The organism is Curtobacterium sp. MCBD17_008 (assembly GCF_003234475.1).
Classification (GTDB): Bacteria; Actinomycetota; Actinomycetes; order Actinomycetales; family Microbacteriaceae; genus Curtobacterium.
The window spans coordinates 14,128-30,748 of record NZ_QKTK01000013.1 but is presented as its reverse complement, the minus strand read 5'-3'; the positions used below and the strand labels follow the sequence as shown (position 1 = coordinate 30,748).

Here is a 16,621-nt window from a genome sequence, read left to right as displayed (position 1 = left end):
ACCGCGCCTCCCGTCCGTCGTGCGGTGGCCCCGGCTACCAGCCGCCGGACCGGACCGCGTGCGGTGTGAGTGCGTGTTGCAGGGCCAGGCTCGCAGCGCCGCCAGCGGCGGCGTCGAGTCCGGGGTCGGCGAGTTCGACGAGGACCCCGTGGATGCCCCGGGTGCGGGCGAACCGCTCGACCTGCTGTCGGATCTCCCGGACGTAGATCGCGCCGGCCTCCGCGAAGCCGGGGCCGGCGAGCACGATGCGGTCGAGGTCGAGGACGTTCACGACCGACAGCGCCGCCGCAGCGAGGTAGCGCGCTGATCGCTGGATCAGTGCGTGGCAGTCGACGTCGCCCTGCGCGGCTGCCTGGGCGATCCGGTCGAAGTCGACACGGAAGCGCTGGGCGTCACCCGTCAGGCCGAGGCGTGCGGCGAGGTCCGCGTCTGCTGCGGCCACGACGGCCCGCGGTGCCGCGAGCATCTCGAGGCACCCGCGTGCGCCGCACCAGCACTCCGGCCCGTCGATGTCGACGATCGTGTGACCGATCTCACCCACGTTCGACGACGCTCCCCGCGCGATGCTGCCGCCGACCATGATGCCGAGACCGAAGCCGTTCGACATGTAGAGCGTCGCGAAGTCCTGCGTGGACGGCACCCGCCCGGCCCAGTACTGGCCGAGGGCGGCGCACGCAGCGTCGTTGTCACGCACGACGGGGAGGCCGATGCGGGGCTCGAGCGCCTCGGGCAACGCGAAGGACTCCCACTCCGTCGCCGTGAGGGAGTGCCGTTCCGCTCCGGCGCCGAGGTCGAGGCCGGCTCCGGCGACCCCGACGCCGACGACGGACTCGAGGGGGATGTCCAGCTGCACGAGGAGTTGCCCGAGTTCGCGGGCGATGCGCACGACGTCCTCACCGGGCGCGTCCTGCTCGATGCCCGGCGACACCAGACGACCGACGACCGCACCGGCCAGGTCCGTGACCACGTAGGTGAGTCGGCCGGCGTCGAGGGACACCCCGACGGCGAACCGTCCGGTGGTGTTGAGCTCGAGCAGGCTGCTCCGTTTGCCGCCGGTGGAGTCGAGGAAACCGACCTCCACGACGAGTCCCTCGTCCAGGAGGGTCTTCACGATGCGCGTGATGGACGTCGGCGTCAAGCCGGACCGTGCTGCGAGTTCTGCGCGGGTGACGGTCCGGCCCGAGCGCACCATGTCGAGCACGGCGCTCCGGGTGGCCGCCGAGGACGGGCCCAGCCGCCGGCCGGTCACGTCGTCTCCCGGGGCACGACGACCGGAGCGGGCATCGCGACCGCTGGCAGGACCGCGTCGTCGACGGCCCGCACGGCGGCCTCGCCGAGCACGGCTCCGATCTCCCGACCACGGCGGTCGATCGCGGTGATCGGGAGGCTCGCACTCTGACAGACGAGCGAGTCGCTCCGGCAGATGAGCGCGACGTCCTCCGGGACGCGGATGCCCGCCTCCCGGAGACCGGTGAGCACCGCGACCGCGTCGTGGTCGCCGTCGACGACGAGGACCGTCCGACCGCTCCCGTCGGCTCCTGCGCCGATCCGGAGGCAGGTCCCGACGACGTCGTCCGTCCGGACGACCTCGGTGACGGTGTCGTCCGGTCCGAGCTCGTCCCCGAACGGTTCGGCGGGTGCCGTGCCCGTCACCGAGACGCGGCGCTCGGCGGGGTAGCCGTCGAGGTACGCCGCGAGGGCCGCGGACGACGCTGCACGGTCGACGACCACCGCCGGGAAGTCGACCGGGAGCGTCGACGGAGCGAGCGCCACGAAGGGCATGTCGATCTGCCGGAGGAGCGCCGGGCGCGGGTCGTCGCGCGACACCTCGAGCAGGATCACGCCGGCGACCCCTCCGGTCCGCGCCCAGAGGCGGTAGACCCGGAGCTCCGCGTCCTCGTCCGCCACGGACCGGGTCACGAAGCGCTTCCCCGCGGCGACGAGCGGGCCGGCGATGGCCCGGACGACCGCTCCGGCAACCGGGTCACGGTCGTGCCCCTGCCGGATGACGAGCCCGATGGAGGCTCCCTGGTGGCTCATGCGGGTCCCTCCCGTCGTCCGGTCCGATGCGTGGGCACCGGGGACGGCACCGCAGGACAGCAGTCTGCCGGATCGTGCACCGGCTCGAGGCGCGCACGGGTGCGCCTACTTGAGTGCACCGGCCGCCATCCCCCGTTCGAACTGCCGCTGGAGCGCGATGTAGGCGACGATCGTCGGGATCGCGGTGATCACGGACGCGGCGAGGATCTTCGGGGTGTCGTCGTTGTACTGCCGTCGGAAGAACTCGGGCAGCTGCGTGACCACCCCCAGCCCGTCGTCGATGAGGAAGACCTTCGGCAGCAGGTACGAGTTCCAGGCGTAGATGAGCACCAGCATCATCAGTGCCACCGCCATCGGTCGGGACAGCGGGACGAGGATGGACCAGAACACGCGCCAGGTGCTCGCGCCGTCGATCCGCGCCGCCTCGAACAGTGCGTCCGGGATCCCGTCGACGTACCCACGGGCGATGAGCACCGTGAACGGGATCTGCAGCGCGGCGATCGGCAGGATCACCGACCAGTACGTGCCCAACAGCCCGAGCCGTACCGCCGTCGTGTAGAGCGGAGCGATCAGGACGACCTCGGGCAACGTGAGCGCCGCCATCATGAGCCAGAAGTAGACCTCCTTGCCACGGACCCGCAACTTCGAGAAGCCGAACGCCGCCATGAGGGTGGCGAGGTAGACGATCACCATCGACGCGGCGGCGATGACGATCGTGTTGAGGAAGAACTTCGGGAAGCCGGGGACCTGCACGACCGCGAGGTAGTTCCGCCAGCCGGCGCCTTCGAAGCTCGTCTGCAGCATCGCGATGAGGGGCACCACGAACGGCACGACGGCGAGCGTCAGGACGAGTTGGAGGACGATCCTGGATCGTCGGGAACGGGTCTCAAACACCGGAGGTCTCCTTGCGACGGCGCACGGGTCGCGCGACGCGTTCGCGTCCGCGCATCTGCATGAGGACGGACACCGCGACGGCGATCACGAGGACGAGGATCGACAGGGCGGAGGCGAACCCGAGGTTCCGGTCGCTGCTCGCGGTCTCGGCGTAGATCATCGTGCCGAGGAACTCCGACGAGTGCGCCGGTCCGCCCTGCGTGATGAGCCAGGGGTTGTCGAACAACTTCAGGGCGGTGATGAAGTTGAGGATGGCGAGGGACACGATCACGGGTCGGAGGCTCGGCATGACGATCGAGAAGAGGACGCGGAGGTTCCCCGCACCGTCCAGTCGACCGGCCTCGACGAGCTCCGGGTCGACCTGCGCCATCCCCGCGTAGAGCAGGATGAAGCCGTACCCCACCGCGCCCCAGCAGCCGACGAGGACGACGACGACCAGGGACGTGGTCGACTGACCGACCCACGACTGCTCGAGTCCGGAGAGTCCGAGCCATCCGAGGACGTGGTTGACGGTGCCGTCGCTCTGCCAGACCTGCAGCTGCGCCGGCGCGAGGGTGGCCGGCGCGACCACCACGGGGATGACCACGAGCACCTTGTAGACGTTGGCGAAGCGGATCGACGAGTGCATCGCGGCTGCGAAGAGCGTCCCGCCGACGACCTGTACCGCGAACACGACGATGAAGTACACGAGCGTGTTCCGCAGCGCGCCCCACAGCACGGGGTCCTGCACCGCCTGGACGTAGTTGCCGAAGCCGACCGGCGTCATCAGTGCCCGACCGCCGGGCCAGTCGAAGAAGGAGAGGTAGCCCGAGTAGACGATGCTGTAGTAGATCAGGCCGACCGAGATGACGAAGCCGGGCAGGATCCAGCGGAGTCCGCCGGGCAGGACGAGGGGGCGTCGACGCCGGGGGCGTCCGGCCCCCGGCGTCCGGCCGGCGCGGACGCCGGGCCGGACGGACGAGGAGGTGTCGATCACGATCGCGCCGTCCCGCTGCGGTCGGCCCGGCTCACTTCGTGCCGACCTTGCTGGCCACCGACGCCGCTTGCTGGTCGTCGGCGATGTCCTGGATCGACTTGTCCACCGAGGGGTCGAGCACCTGCTGCGTCGCGACGACGATCGCGTCGAGTGACTTCTCGGTGGCCTGCCACTGGCGGGACTCGCTCGCCTCGCTGCTGTCCTCGATGAGCTTCTCGATCGCCGGACGCTGGACGGACTCGTCCACGAGCTGGATGGAGTCCCAGTCGGGGCTGACGCCCTTGACCGCGGGCAGGAGGTCGATCGCGTTGGCCACGTTCTGCTGACCCTGCTTGTGGAGGGTCATCCAGGACACGAACGTCTTCGCGGCACCGATGTGCTCGGACGCCGAGTTGATCGCGATCCCGTAGTCGGCCTCGCTGAAGTACGCGGAACCGTTGCCCTTCCCGGCGACGTCCGGGAAGGCCGCCGGCAGCTGCACGAAGCACTTCGGACTGCTGACGCCGGCGGCCTCCATCGCGGCCTTGCACGAGTCGGCTCCGGCGTACTGCGTGTACCAGAAGCCCATCTGGACCATGGCCGCGTCGCCCTTCATGAACTCGTTGTTCGCGAGGGGGTACTGCGGGCCGTCGAGGGCGTCCTTCGGGATGATCCCGTCGTCCTGCATCTTCTCGATGATCCGGAGGACCTCGATGCCGTTCGCGTCGTTCCACTTCGCCTTGCCGGTGGACGCCTTGATGAACCAGCCTGGGGCGACCGAGTTCGCGATCGCGTGGTACATGTCCGTCGGGAACGTGTCGCTGCCGCCGGCGCCCATCGTGAAGCAGGTCTTGCCGATCGCGGTGACCTTCTCGCAGGTGTCCACCCACGACCGGTAGTCGGTGGGGACATCCACGCCGGCCTCGTCGAGGACGTCCTGGTTGTACCAGAGGAACCCGGCTGACATCCCGCCCAGCGGCAGTGAGACGAACCGTCCGTCCGAGCTGGTCAGCTGCTCGACGTAGTCACCGCCGATGTCGTCCTTCCACCCGGCACCGAGCGTGCTCTTCGCGAGCGAGCTGAGGTCGAGCGCGTAGGGCCCCCACAGGTCGGGCGACCCGCCGGCCGGCGAGAGGTCGAAGACGTCCGGGCCCTTGCCGGAGTCGAGCGCCGGCGTGATCGTGTTCCGGTAGTCGACGTTCTCGAAGTTCTTGTACGTGACCTCGATGTCGGGGTACTGCTCGTTGAAGGCCTCGATGTACCGCTCGGCCACGGGTGTGTCCGGCGTCCACCCCCACCACGTCACCGAGCCCTTCTTCGCCGGCTTGACGTCCTCCCCGGCGTTCCCCGGGGACCCGGAGCAGCTGGTGATGAGCAGAGCGGCGGTCGCGGCGAGGGCCGCGGCGGTCAGGATCCGCGTTCGCTTCATTGTTCTTCCTTCACGTCGTTGTGCTGGGGGTGCACCGAGGTGCCCGTTCGGCGGCGAGCCTACGGACGCCGCTCCGCCCGCGCAAGAGTTCGAACCTATTTGTCACGAACTCGCCCAGGCCGACAGTGTGGCCGGTGCGTGCTCTCCGCCGCCGCGAAGCGCGACTTAGTTGCACAGTGTTCATGACGGCACTAGCGTTGCCCCCGCCTGGCACGAAGGCACCCGCTTCACCGACGAAAGGACCCTTCCGTGGCCATCGAATCCGTCCTCCTCAACGTGCGCGACGTCGCGCAGTCCGCGGAGTTCTACACGCGTCACCTCGGCGCGACCGTCATCTCGTCCTCGCCCGACGCGGCCGAACTCGACCTCGTCACCGCGCGCTTCGTGCTCACCCGCGTCGACGCGCCGGCGGAGTCCACGTGGATCGGCGACGACCTGCAGCGCGGCTTCCGGCACGTGGGCTTCAAGGTCGCCGACCTCGACGCCCGCGTCAGCGCGTTGCACGACGCCGGCGTCCCGTTCCACCTCGAGCCGATCAACGCCGAAGGCGGCGTGCGCATCACGTTCTTCTTCGACCCCGACGGGACGCTCCTCGAGCTCGTCGAAGGACCGTTGCAGTACCACGAGGTCCACGACCAGCAGGCCGTGGACCGGGACTGGGGTCTCGGCGAACCGGACCGACCGCGTTTCGACCACGTGGCCGAGACCGTCGCGGACATCGACCGGACGACCGAGTTCTTCGCCGAGCTCGGCTACGTCCGCATGGCGGGCATCCACCAGCCGAGTGACGACCGGGGCTTCGAGATCACCTTCCTCCGGGCCGGCGACAGCTCGCTCGAGGTCTTCACCTACGACCGTGCGGACAAGCAGGAGCGGACGCCGCAACTCGACGCCCTCGGGTTCGCGGCCGTGGCCTTCGGAGCGACCGGGACCGAGTCGGCCCCCGCGGCAGGAGCGGGCGGCGGCAGCGTCGCCCTCGCCGTCGGCACCCTGCTCGGTCAGGACGTCCGCACGGACCCGGACGGTCTGCCGTTCATCGTCGCCTCGGCATGAGCGCCGGTCTCCTCCGACCCCTCGGCCGCACGGGGCTGCTCGTCAGTCCGGTCACCCTGGGCGGGGCCCCGCTGGGCAGCATGCCCGAGAACTTCGGCCACGAGGTCGCCGAGGCGGACGCGGTCGCGCTCGTCGGCGCGGTGCTCCGCAGCGGCATCCGGACGATCGACACGGCCAACGGGTACTCGGACGGCCGGAGCGAGACCCGCATCGGGCGCGCGATAGCCGAGTCCGGTGGTGTCCCCGACGACGTCACCGTCATCACCAAGGTGGACGCGCGGGACGGCGACTACAGCGGGGACCGCGTCCGCCGGTCGATCGCCGAGAGCATCGAGCGCCTCGGCATCGCCCCGCTGCCCCTGGTGCACCTGCACGACCCGGAGTTCCACGACTTCGGCGCGCTGTCCGGCCCCGGCGGAGCGCTCGAGGCGCTCGTGGCCGCGCGGGAGCGGGGCGAGGTCGAGCACATCGGTCTCGCCGGTGGGAACGTGCACGAGATGCGCCGCTGGCTCGACCTCGGGGTGTTCGAGGTCCTGCTCGTCCACAACCGCTGGACGGTCGTCGACCGGAGCGCCGGACCGCTCCTGGACCGGGCCGCGGAACTCGGCGTCGGCGTCGTCAACGCCGCCGTGCTCGGCGGCGGGATCCTCGCCGACGAGACCGGGCGGACGACGTCGTACGGGTACCGCCCGGCGCCGCCCGCGACCCTGCGCGCGATCACGGCGATGCGCGACCTCTGCCACGACGCCGGGACGACGCTCGCCGCAGCGGCGCTGCGCTTCTCGACCCGTGATCCGCGCTTCGCCAGCACGATCGTCGGGATCAGCCGGCCGGAACGCATCCGGCCGACCCTCGACGCCGCCGACCTGGACCTGCCGGACGCCTTCTGGGAGTCCCTCGAGGACCTGGTCCCCACCCCCGACAACTGGCTCGACGCGCCGGACGCGCGCTGAGCCTCCAGACCGGCCGCCAGGCCACCACCGACCCAACGAAACCGAGGCCCACATGCCACTCGTCCGCATCGACATGCACACCCCCCTCGCCGACCTCCGACCGCAGATGAGCGAGGCGATCAACTCCGCCCTCGCCGACGGCTGGGGGATGCCCGCCGACGACCTGTTCCAGGTCTTCCAGCTGCACGAACCCGGCGACCTGTTCTACAGCCGCACCTTCCCCGAGGCGGACCGGACGGACATCGTCTTCGTCGAGATCCTCGCCTACACCGGGTACTCGCCCGAGGTGAAGCAGCGCGGCGCCGCCCTCGTCGTCGACCGCCTCGCCGCCCTCGGCATCAAGCGCGACAACGTGCTCATCGCCATCCACGAGAACGGCGACGGCGACTGGCTCGCCCCGTCCGCGGTGCAGTGACCATGCGTCGGAGCGACCTGCCCGCCGACTTCGTCCTCGGCGCCGCGACCGCCTCGTACCAGATCGAGGGGGCGACGCAGGCGGACGGCCGCGGCGCGAGCATCTGGGACACCTTCGCCCGGGTGCCCGGCGCGATCGCCGACGGGTCCACCGGTGACCCGGCGGACGACCACTACCGCCGGATGCCGGAGGACGTGTCGCTCATCGCCGACCTCGGCTTCGACGCGTACCGGTTCTCGATCGCCTGGCCGCGCATCCAGGGCGACGGCACCGGCCCGGTGAACCCCGCCGGCATCGACTTCTACCGGCGGCTCGCCGAGGGGCTCCTCGAGCGGGGCGTCACTCCCTGGGCGACGCTGTACCACTGGGACCTCCCGCAGGCGCTCGAGGACCGCGGAGGGTGGCTCGAACGGGACACCGCCGCACGCTTCGCCGAGTACGCAGCGCTCGTGACCGAGCAGCTCGGCGACGTGGTCACCGACTGGATCACCCTGAACGAGCCCTGGTGTTCGTCCTTCCTCGGCTACGCCAGCGGGGTGCACGCACCGGGGCGGCACGAGGGAGCCCGGTCCGCGCAGGCGGCACACCACCTCCTGCTCGGGCACGGACTGGCGCTGGAGGCGGTCCGGGCGACGCGACCCGAGGCCCGGGTCGGCACGACGCTGAACCTGTACTCGGTGCGTCCGGCGTCGGACTCCGCCGAGGACCGCGACGCCGCACGCCGGATCGACGGCCTGAGCAACCGCTTCTTCCTCGACCCGGTGTTGCGGGGGAGCTACCCGGCCGACGTGCTCGAGGACCTCGGGCAGACGTCGTGGTTCGCCGAGCACGCCACCGCGGAGGACCTGCAGCGGATCGCCGCGCCGATCGACTTCCTCGGCATCAACTACTACAGCCGGCACACGGTGGCGGCGCCGGCCGACGACGACGGGGCTGGCACCACGGAGCCGAGCGCCTACCCCGGCAGCGAGGGGGTGCGGTTCGTCCGGACCGGGGCAGCGGTGACCGGGATGGGCTGGGAGGTCCACCCGGACGGCATGGTCGACGTCCTGCGGCAGGCGCACGACCTGGCGCCGGAACTGCCGCTGTACATCACGGAGAACGGGTCGGCGTACCCCGACCCGGACCACGTCGGGACGGAGGGTGAGGTCGTCGACCCCGACCGGACGGCGTACCTCCGCGCACACCTCGGAGCGTGCGCAGCGGCCGTCGACGCCGGGTTGCCGTTGCGCGGGTACTTCGCGTGGTCGTTGATGGACAACTGGGAGTGGGCCTGGGGCTACTCACGGCGGTTCGGCATCGTGCACGTGGACTACGAGACGCAGCAGCGGACCGTCAAGCAGAGCGGGCACTGGCTCGCGGCGTTCCTCCGCGACGCGGACTGACCCGCGGTCACGCGATGACGGACGGGAGACGCGGTGCCAGCTGGCACCGCGCCTCCCGTCCGTCGTGCGGTCGACGGCCCGACGCACTCACCGTCCCGGCAGCGCCACCACCCGGTCGTGGTCCCACGGCTCGGTCCACCCGACCCGGTCGAACAGACCGTCGAGCAGTGTCGCGGTGAAGCCCCAGACGACGTGCGAGCCGGATCCGGTGTGGACCGTGAAGGCCGGGCTGCGCCACTCCCGGCCGTCGCGGTGGAAGGCTGTGACCCCGCGGTTCGCGGGGTCGAGGAGGTCGGCGACCGGTGCGCGGAACACCGCGGCCGACTCCGCCTCGTCCACCACCCGCACCGGTGACGGCGCTCGCCACCACCCGAGCACCGGCGTCACCAGGTGCCGTGAGAACGCCAGCGGCACCGGAGCCGCGGTCCCGAGCACGTCGACGCCCGTCACGTCCAGGCCGGTCTCCTCTCGGGCCTCCCGGAGCGCTGCCGCCACCGCGTCGGTGTCACCGGGGTCGACACGGCCGCCCGGGAAGGCGACCTCGCCCGCGTGGGACCGCAGGGTCGCGGCGCGCGCGAGCAGGAGCACGTCCAGGTCCCGCGCGACGTCACCGGCCCGGGCCGGGCGCTCACTCGGCACCTCGTCGAGCACGCCGAACAGCATGAGCACGGCGGCACGTCGCGGTGACGGTGCCGTGGGCATCCCGGTGACGAGCGGCGCCGCGCCGGGGGCGACGGCCGTCGCGAGTCGGTCGCGCGCGCTCACGGGGTCCTCGGAGCGGTGCGGACGGGCAACGTGCGGGGCGGGGTCACGATGCCAGCCTAGGCACCGGTCGGAGGCGCGGCTGGCTGCGTGACCCCCTGGCTGGCCAGGGGGTCACGGCCGGGTCCGCACGCTGTTCCGGAGGCGTCGGGACGGCTGTGATCGAGTCATGACAACGACCGCTTCCACCCAACCCCTCGTCCACCACGACACCGCGTTGGCGCTCCTCGGCGTCACCCGGACCCACGGCACCGGTGACGCGAGCGTGACCGCGCTCCGCGACGTCACCCTCGAACTCCCCACCGGCTCCTGGACCGCGATCATGGGTCCTTCCGGCTCCGGGAAGTCGACCCTCCTGCAGATCGCCGCCGGCCTCGACCAGGTCGACTCCGGCCGCGTCGTCCTCGGCGGGACGGACATCACCGACGCCACGGACCACGAGCGCACGCTGCTGCGCCGCAACCGCATCGGGTTCGTCTTCCAGGCGTTCAACCTCATCGCGTCGCTGACCGCGGAGCAGAACGTCGCGCTGCCGCTCGAGCTCGCGGGCGGGCACCCGTCCCGGCAGATGATCCGCGACGCCCTGGCCCGCGTCGGCCTGGGCGACCGGGTGGGACAGCGGCCACGGGAGCTCTCCGGCGGGCAGCAACAGCGCGTCGCGATCGCCCGCGCGATGATCACTGCACCCGAGGTCCTGTTCGCCGACGAGCCGACCGGGGCGCTCGACTCCACCGCCGCCCGCGTGGTCCTGGCGATGATGCGCGAGATGACCGACGCCGGGCAGACCATCCTCATGGTCACCCACGACCCGGCTGCCGCGGCCGCCGCCGACTCCACCGTGTTCCTCCGCGACGGCCAGCTCGTCGACGCCCTCACCGGCGCCGACGCCGCCACGATCGCGAACCGCCTCGTCAGCCTGGAGACGGGACGATGAACCGCATCGCACTGAGCGGCTTCCGGGAACGCTGGCAGACGTACTTCGGCGCGATCGTCACCGTCGCCCTCGGCGTCGGGCTCGTGCAGGCGTCGCTGCTGCTCCTGCTGTCCGTGCTCGGCATGCAGCCGGCGGCAGGCGCCGATGCGCTCACCCAGGCCCGGGCGGACGGCAGCAGGATCGTCGCGGTCACCGTCGTGTCCGTCACCCTCGGGTTCGCGGCCTTCCTCGCGGTGTTCATCATCGCGTCGACCTTCGCCTTCTCGGTCACCGAGCGGCGACGGGACCTCGCCCTGCTGCGCATCGTCGGAGCCGAGGTCGGGCAGGTACGACGGATGCTCCGTGGCGAGGCCGTCGTCCTCGGCCTCGCCGGGGCCGTGCTCGGAATCCCGGCCGGCATCGCACTGATGGCGGTGGAGACGCGCATGCTCGTGGGCGCCGGCTTCGTGCCGTCCGGCTTCTCCCCGTCCTGGCAGGTCTGGGTCGTGCCCGCGTCCCTCGCCGTCGGGATCGGCCTGGCGTCGGCGGGCGTCGCCGTCGCCGCGCGCCGAGCAGCGCGCATCGACCCGCTCGACGCGGTGCGGGAGACCGGCGCTGCCGCACGACCGTTGACGCGGTCGCGATGGGTCGGCGGGCTGGTGCTCGCCGTGGTGACGGTCGCCCTGGTCGTCCTCGCACCCGTGGGCGGGCTCGCCGGCGCGCAGGCGATGGCGATGTCAGCGGGCATCACCGGCGCACTCGCGATCACGATGACCGCCCCGGTGCTCGTGCCGCTCGTGGCAGCCGTCCTCCCGCGTCCGCGTTCGGCGGTCGGGTCGCTGGCCGTCGCGGAACTCCGCGACGCCCGGACCCGCTCGGCCTCCACCGCCGCCCCGCTCGTCGTCCTGCTGGCCCTGGTGCTGAGCCAGCCGATCGCGATGCTGTCCTTCACCGACGCCGCGACCGCCCAGATCGCGCGGGGCACGGACGCGGACCTCGTGCTGCAGACGACCGGCGCGTTCACCGCGGACCCGGCTTCGGTGCCCGGGGTCGCGGCCGCGTCCACCGAGTGGGCCGTCCCCGTGCGGGTCCAGCCGTCCGGGTCGGCCGTCCCGGGGATGTCCGAGGAACTCGCGGGGACGCCGCTCGCCGTCACGACGGAGGCCCTCGTGGTCGATCCCGAGGGGTTCGCGGCGGCACACCCCGGTGCGCGTACCGCGATGCAGGACCTCGGCGGTCGGTCCGCGGCCCCCGGCCCCGGTGCGACCGGACTCGGTCTCGGACGAGCCGGGACCGTGGCCATCGGTGACCGTGCCCTCGGGGCGGTCCGGTTCGGTGTCCCCGTCCCGGCCGGGAGCGCCGGGCAGGTCGGGATCGTCGTTCCCCGGGGCCTGGTGCCGGCGGACGTCCTGGCCGACAGTCCCGCGACCACGTTCGTCGTCCTCGACCAGGGTGCGGACCGCGACGCCGTCACCGCCGCCCTCGCCCGCATCGGGACGGTGGCGGAGACCGACGCCTGGGCCGAGGACGCCGGGGCCGCCGGGCTCGACCAGAACACCCGCGTCCTGCTCGTCGTGATGGCGGTCGGTGCGCTCTACGCGGTGATCGGTGTCCTCAACGCCGTCGCGATCGCGACCTCCGGCCGACGCCGGGCCTTCGCGGTGGCCCGCGCGAGCGGGATGACGCGCGGACAGGTCCTGGCCGCGGCGACACTCGAGACCGTCCTGGTCGCCGGCTCGGCGGTCGGGCTGGCGCTCGTCGCGACCGCGATGACCGCGGCGGCCGTGCTCGCCGGGACGGCCCAGGCCACGGGAGCAGCGGTGCTGCACGTGCCGTGGCTCCTCGTCGTCGCGGCGAGCGGCGGCGGGCTCGTCCTGACGGGGGCGGCCGGGCTCGTGGCGGCGGCGGTCGCGACGCGTCAGGGCCCCGCGACGCTCCTGGCAGCGCGAGGATAGGCCCGTGACGGAGAGACGACGACGGTACGTCGACGAGTGGCGCGGCTGGACCGGGCGGACCTGGTACCTCCTGACGGCACTCCCGGTGGACCTCGTCGGCTTCGTCGTCGTCCTGACCCTGCTGTGCCTGGGGATCGGGCTGGGGATCGTGTGGGTGGGGCTCCCGGTGCTGGCCGTGACCGTGCGGACCGGACGCCTGCTCGGGGTGTTCGCCCGTCGCCGGGCGGGCAGGGTCGGCGAGGTCCCGGATGCTCCGGACTGGACGGTCCGTCCGACCCTGCCGACCGGCGTCCCCGGGGTGCGGTTGGTGGCGCCACTCGCGGACACCAGGAACTGGGCCGCGACCGCCCACACCCTCGCGACCTTCCCGGTGTCGGTCGCCACGTGGGTGGCCACGGTGACGTGGGGCGCGCTCGCACTGGGCGCCGTCACGTACCCGGCGTGGAGCTGGGCCGTCACCCCGGCCGAAGACATCTGGCTGGAGCGGGTGGCCGCGGGCATCGGGGAGACCGGGCAGTGGACCGGGACGGTGCTCCGGCCGGCGGTCGTCGTCCTCGCCGGACTCGTCCTCGCCGCGACGTTCCCGTTCGTCACACGCGTCCTGGTCGTGCCGCACCTGGTGCTCGCCGGGCTCCTCCTCGGGGAGCGGCAGGACGTGCAGCTGCTCCGCGGGGCGCAGCGCGCCGAGGCCGGGCGTCGGGCCGCCCTCCTCGCCGAGGACGCCTCGCTGCGCCGGCTCGAGCGGGACATCCACGACGGCCCCCAGCAGCAGCTGCTCCGGCTGCAGTACGACCTGGCCATCGCCCTCCGCCGGTTCCCGGACGACACCGCAGCCGCCGAGCGGCTCGTCGAGGAGTCGTTGGACCGGTCGAAGGTCGTGCTCGAGACGATCCGGAACCTCTCCCGCGGACTCGCACCGCCGATCCTCCAGGACCGCGGTCTCGCGGCGGCCGTCCAGGCCCTGGCCGAGGACAGCGTCCTGCCGACGACGGCGCACGTCCGGCTGGACGCCGCCGGGGCCGGGCTCGCCGCCGTCGAGCGGAGTGCCTACGCGATCCTGTCGGAACTGCTCACGAACGTGACGAAGCACGCCCATGCGAGCAGCGCGACGATCCGGGCGGTGGCCGCCCCGGGCGGCGACCTCGAACTGGAGGTCCGCGACGACGGGGTCGGCGGCGCCCGACTCGACCCCGGACACGGGCTGGACGGACTCCGGGACCGCGTGGAGGGTCTCCAGGGCGTGTTCACGGTCATCAGCCCGCCCGGGGGACCGACCGTGGTGCGGGTCCGCATCCCGGTCCCCGTCGAGGCACCGGCGACCGGAGGTCGTACCCTGACGGGGTGACCCTCGGAGCAGGTGCAGTCCCCGCCGCGTTGCGCATCGTCCTCGCCGAGGACTCGGTCCTGCTCCGGGAGGGCACGATCCGCCTGCTCGAGGAGGCCGGGTTCACGATCGGCGGGTCGTACGGGGACGCCGGCGGCCTGCTCGCTGAGCTCGCGACCGTGCGACCGGACGTCGCCGTGCTCGACGTGCGGATGCCGCCCACGTTCCGGGACGAGGGTCTCCGCGCGGCGATCCGGATCCGGACCGAGCACCCCGAGGTGGCGGTGCTGCTGCTCAGTCAGTACGCGGAACTCGACTACGCACGAGAGCTCCTCGCGACCGGCGAACACCACGTCGGGTACCTGTTGAAGGACCGGATCTCGTCGATCGACGACCTCCGGGACGACGTCGCCCGGGTCGCCCGCGGCGGTCTGGTCCTCGACCCGCAGATCGTCCAGCGCCTCATCACCCGCCGGACCGACCCGGTCGAGCGCCTCACCCCGAGGGAACGCGACGTCCTCCGGCTCATCGCCGAGGGACAGACCAACCAGGCGGTCGCGCACCGGCTGCGCATCGCGGTCGCGTCCGTCGAGAAGCACATCAGCTCGATCTTCACCAAGCTCGACCTCGAACCGACACCCGACGCGCACCGGCGGGTGCTCGCCGTCCTCGCCTGGCTGCGGGGCGGCGGCGCCTGACGGCAGCGGGACCCTGACGACACCGGACCGGGAGGACCACCGGATGCCACTGCCCGACCACATCGTGATCCGCCGCACCGGCCCCGAGGACTGGCCCGTGTTCCGCGACCTGCGCCTGCGGATGCTCGCGGACACCCCGCTCGCGTTCCTCGAGACCCTGGAGCACGCACGGCAGCTCGGCGAGGACGAGTGGCGTCGGCGCGCCGGCAGCGGTGCCGAGGCCGACACGCCCTGGTTCGTCGCGGAGGACGTGACGACCGGCGGGTGGGCGGGCATCATGGGCGGTCGACTCGACGGCGGCGACCCGCTCCTGGTCGGCGTCTTCGTCGACCCCGGGCACCGGGGGCGCGAGTCCGGCGTGACGGACGCGCTCCTGGACGCGGTGGAGGACTGGGCGCGGGGCCGGGGCGACCGGATCCTCCTGCACGTGCACGAGGACAACCCGCGCGCCATCGCCTTCTACCGTCGTCGTGGGTTCGTCCCCACCGGCCGACTCGTGCCCTACCCCCTGCCGCCGTACGGCGAGGAACTGGAGCTGCGCAAGGCCCTACGGTGAACGGTCCCGGTCGTCGCACGGCTGCGTCCGTCGGCGGGTGCGGTGCGGCGACGCCGGAGTGTCCGCAGGACGCGCGCCCGCCCGGCCCGCCTGGTGGGTTCCCGGCGAGCGGGGGCTTTGATGGTCTAGCGAAAGGGGCTCCCGATGAAGACCATCCACTACGACAACACCGTGATCCTCACGAGCGACGACGTCGCCGACGCCGTGATCGAGTACGCCGCGGCGCTCTCCGGCGGTGACCGGGCCGACACCGTGGCGGTGCCGTCGGTCGCCGAGGACGGCACCATGACGACGACGAAGATCCTCATCGGCCCGTCCAGCGAGGTCGTCGTCGCCGACGCGGAGGAGGACGAGCTCGAGCTCGAGAACGACGAGTTCGTGGCCCGACTGCGCGCCGCTGCCCGCACGTTCGGCCACGACACCGTCATCCACGCCGACACGCGGTCGGACCTGACGACGGGCGACGACGAACCCGGAGCCCCGGCGGAGGCGGCGAAGCCCTGAGCGGGCACGCGGGCGGTGGCCGTGACGCCGTCGGCGTCAAGTGCCGGACCCGGCCGTGGCCAGCGCCCTGCTCGACCGCGGGCGCGCGCACGAGGGGGGCGTGCCTCCCGGCCGTCAGCCCGCGCTGGCGGCGGACCGCAGCGTCGCCTCCGCGTCGTCGAGGTAGTCGGCCAGGAGCGCTGCCGCGCCGTCCCGGTCGCCGGCCCGCAGCGCCGCGACGATCGCCTCGTTCCGGTCGACGAAGTCCGCGTGGAACGCCGCCGGGTCGTCGGTGGTGAGGAACGCCAGGCGCATCTCGGCGAGCAGAGCGTCCATGAGCACGTGCAGCCGCTCGCTCGGCACGGCCCGCACGAGCTCGGAGTGGAACCGGATGTCCGCCGTGCCGACCGCGCGCCAGTCACCGGCGGCGGCCGCCGACCGCGCGTCGGACACAGCGGACGCAGCCGCGGCCAGGGCGGGGGACTCCGGGGTGCAGGCGCGGATGCCCGCCTCCTCGAGGACGCGCCGGGCCGCGTAGAGGTCCGTGACGTCCGCCACGGACAGGCGGCGCACGAACACCCCGCGGTTGAAGACGTGCTCGACGAGCCGGTCGCGCGCGAGCAGCCGGAACGCCTCGCGCAGGGTGTTCCGCGAGACGCCGAACTGGTCGCTCAGGCGCTCCTCGGACAGCTGCGTGCCCGGCATGAACGCGCCGTCCGCGATCGAGGACCGCAGCCGTGCCGCGGTGGACTCTGCTCCGCTGACCGTCCGTGTCATGCCCCGATCCTCGCAGAGCGCCCGTGTGA

At 72.6% G+C, this 16,621-nt stretch carries 17 protein-coding genes; 10 read left to right on the top strand and 7 right to left on the bottom strand.

Going from position 1 to position 16,621, the window contains the following annotated elements; genetic code table 11:
- Positions 1 to 34: 34 nt before the first annotated feature.
- From DEI95_RS12445 to DEI95_RS12425, 5 genes are all read right to left on the bottom strand, one after another.
- Positions 35 to 1,249 (bottom strand): ROK family transcriptional regulator, encoded by a 1,215-nt coding sequence (locus tag DEI95_RS12445; RefSeq protein ID WP_258367602.1) that lies wholly within the window; start codon positions 1,247 to 1,249, stop codon positions 35 to 37.
- Entirely contained in the window at positions 1,246 to 2,040 is a 795-nt protein-coding gene (locus DEI95_RS12440; protein ID WP_110890887.1) for a substrate-binding domain-containing protein, read from the bottom strand. Before DEI95_RS12440 ends, DEI95_RS12445 begins: the two co-directional genes overlap by 4 nt.
- Positions 2,041 to 2,145: 105 nt before the next feature.
- Positions 2,146 to 2,934, bottom strand: coding sequence for a carbohydrate ABC transporter permease (locus DEI95_RS12435; RefSeq protein ID WP_110911029.1), 789 nt, complete (start codon positions 2,932 to 2,934; stop codon positions 2,146 to 2,148).
- Complete coding sequence (locus DEI95_RS12430; RefSeq protein WP_110890889.1) at positions 2,927 to 3,910, bottom strand: carbohydrate ABC transporter permease; 984 nt, start codon at positions 3,908 to 3,910, stop codon at positions 2,927 to 2,929. Before DEI95_RS12430 ends, DEI95_RS12435 begins: the two co-directional genes overlap by 8 nt.
- A 31-nt stretch (positions 3,911 to 3,941) precedes the next feature.
- A complete protein-coding gene (locus DEI95_RS12425; RefSeq protein ID WP_111060429.1) occupies positions 3,942 to 5,318 on the bottom strand; it encodes an ABC transporter substrate-binding protein in 1,377 nt (458 codons plus the stop codon).
- Positions 5,319 to 5,567: 249 nt separating this feature from the next.
- Between DEI95_RS12425 and DEI95_RS12420 the strand changes: the two genes are divergently transcribed.
- From DEI95_RS12420 to DEI95_RS12405, 4 genes are read left to right on the top strand one after another with little or no spacing between them, the layout of a single operon-like run.
- The gene (locus DEI95_RS12420; protein ID WP_111060428.1) at positions 5,568 to 6,371 is read left to right on the top strand and encodes a VOC family protein; all 804 of its coding nucleotides are present in this window, start codon (positions 5,568 to 5,570) and stop codon (positions 6,369 to 6,371) included.
- Positions 6,368 to 7,324, top strand: a complete 957-nt coding sequence (locus DEI95_RS12415) for an aldo/keto reductase (protein ID WP_110890892.1) — start codon at positions 6,368 to 6,370, stop codon at positions 7,322 to 7,324. Before DEI95_RS12420 ends, DEI95_RS12415 begins: the two co-directional genes overlap by 4 nt.
- A 52-nt stretch (positions 7,325 to 7,376) precedes the next feature.
- On the top strand, positions 7,377 to 7,739 hold the full coding sequence (locus DEI95_RS12410) for a tautomerase family protein (RefSeq protein WP_110890893.1): 363 nt from the start codon (positions 7,377 to 7,379) through the stop codon (positions 7,737 to 7,739).
- A 2-nt stretch (positions 7,740 to 7,741) separates the two neighbouring features.
- Positions 7,742 to 9,124, top strand: coding sequence for a GH1 family beta-glucosidase (locus DEI95_RS12405; RefSeq protein ID WP_181436324.1), 1,383 nt, complete (start codon positions 7,742 to 7,744; stop codon positions 9,122 to 9,124).
- 87 nt (positions 9,125 to 9,211) lie between these two features.
- On the opposite strand, the gene DEI95_RS12400 is transcribed toward DEI95_RS12405, so the two are convergent.
- Positions 9,212 to 9,826 (bottom strand): CoA pyrophosphatase, encoded by a 615-nt coding sequence (locus DEI95_RS12400; protein WP_111060471.1) that lies wholly within the window; start codon positions 9,824 to 9,826, stop codon positions 9,212 to 9,214.
- 229 nt (positions 9,827 to 10,055) lie between these two features.
- On the opposite strand from DEI95_RS12400, the gene DEI95_RS12395 reads away from it, so the two are divergent.
- From DEI95_RS12395 to DEI95_RS12370, 6 genes are all read left to right on the top strand, one after another.
- Positions 10,056 to 10,820 carry an ABC transporter ATP-binding protein gene (locus DEI95_RS12395; protein WP_111060426.1) on the top strand — a complete coding sequence of 255 codons (765 nt, stop codon included), beginning with the start codon at positions 10,056 to 10,058 and terminating at the stop codon, positions 10,818 to 10,820.
- Positions 10,817 to 12,754 carry an ABC transporter permease gene (locus DEI95_RS12390; protein ID WP_111060425.1) on the top strand — a complete coding sequence of 646 codons (1,938 nt, stop codon included), beginning with the start codon at positions 10,817 to 10,819 and terminating at the stop codon, positions 12,752 to 12,754. Before DEI95_RS12395 ends, DEI95_RS12390 begins: the two co-directional genes overlap by 4 nt.
- 4 nt (positions 12,755 to 12,758) lie before the next feature.
- A complete protein-coding gene (locus DEI95_RS12385; protein WP_111060424.1) occupies positions 12,759 to 14,099 on the top strand; it encodes a sensor histidine kinase in 1,341 nt (446 codons plus the stop codon).
- Positions 14,096 to 14,776, top strand: coding sequence for a response regulator transcription factor (locus DEI95_RS12380; RefSeq protein ID WP_258365997.1), 681 nt, complete (start codon positions 14,096 to 14,098; stop codon positions 14,774 to 14,776). The genes DEI95_RS12385 and DEI95_RS12380 overlap by 4 nt, the downstream gene beginning before the upstream one ends.
- Positions 14,777 to 14,819: 43 nt before the next feature.
- Positions 14,820 to 15,332 (top strand): GNAT family N-acetyltransferase, encoded by a 513-nt coding sequence (locus tag DEI95_RS12375; RefSeq protein WP_111060423.1) that lies wholly within the window; start codon positions 14,820 to 14,822, stop codon positions 15,330 to 15,332.
- Positions 15,333 to 15,476: 144 nt separating this feature from the next.
- Complete coding sequence (locus DEI95_RS12370) at positions 15,477 to 15,836, top strand: hypothetical protein (protein WP_110825880.1); 360 nt, start codon at positions 15,477 to 15,479, stop codon at positions 15,834 to 15,836.
- A gap of 114 nt (positions 15,837 to 15,950) precedes the next feature.
- On the opposite strand, the gene DEI95_RS16470 is transcribed toward DEI95_RS12370, so the two are convergent.
- On the bottom strand, positions 15,951 to 16,592 hold the full coding sequence (locus DEI95_RS16470; RefSeq protein ID WP_110825881.1) for a GntR family transcriptional regulator: 642 nt from the start codon (positions 16,590 to 16,592) through the stop codon (positions 15,951 to 15,953).
- Between the last annotated feature and the right edge of the window lie 29 nt (positions 16,593 to 16,621).

What these genes read in the sequence shown, in the direction of transcription:
- DEI95_RS12440 (WP_110890887.1), bottom strand. Translation starts at nt 2,040, where the DNA reads ATGAGCCACCAGGGAGCCTCCATCGGGCTCGTCATCCGGCAGGGGCAC.
- DEI95_RS12425 (WP_111060429.1), bottom strand. Translation starts at nt 5,318, where the DNA reads ATGAAGCGAACGCGGATCCTGACCGCCGCGGCCCTCGCCGCGACCGCC.
- DEI95_RS12415 (WP_110890892.1), top strand. Translation starts at nt 6,368, where the DNA reads ATGAGCGCCGGTCTCCTCCGACCCCTCGGCCGCACGGGGCTGCTCGTC.
- DEI95_RS12410 (WP_110890893.1), top strand. Translation starts at nt 7,377, where the DNA reads ATGCCACTCGTCCGCATCGACATGCACACCCCCCTCGCCGACCTCCGA.
- DEI95_RS12405 (WP_181436324.1), top strand. Translation starts at nt 7,742, where the DNA reads ATGCGTCGGAGCGACCTGCCCGCCGACTTCGTCCTCGGCGCCGCGACC.
- DEI95_RS12400 (WP_111060471.1), bottom strand. Translation starts at nt 9,826, where the DNA reads ATGCCCACGGCACCGTCACCGCGACGTGCCGCCGTGCTCATGCTGTTC.
- DEI95_RS12395 (WP_111060426.1), top strand. Translation starts at nt 10,056, where the DNA reads ATGACAACGACCGCTTCCACCCAACCCCTCGTCCACCACGACACCGCG.
- DEI95_RS12390 (WP_111060425.1), top strand. Translation starts at nt 10,817, where the DNA reads ATGAACCGCATCGCACTGAGCGGCTTCCGGGAACGCTGGCAGACGTAC.
- DEI95_RS12375 (WP_111060423.1), top strand. Translation starts at nt 14,820, where the DNA reads ATGCCACTGCCCGACCACATCGTGATCCGCCGCACCGGCCCCGAGGAC.
- DEI95_RS12370 (WP_110825880.1), top strand. Translation starts at nt 15,477, where the DNA reads ATGAAGACCATCCACTACGACAACACCGTGATCCTCACGAGCGACGAC.
- DEI95_RS16470 (WP_110825881.1), bottom strand. Translation starts at nt 16,592, where the DNA reads ATGACACGGACGGTCAGCGGAGCAGAGTCCACCGCGGCACGGCTGCGG.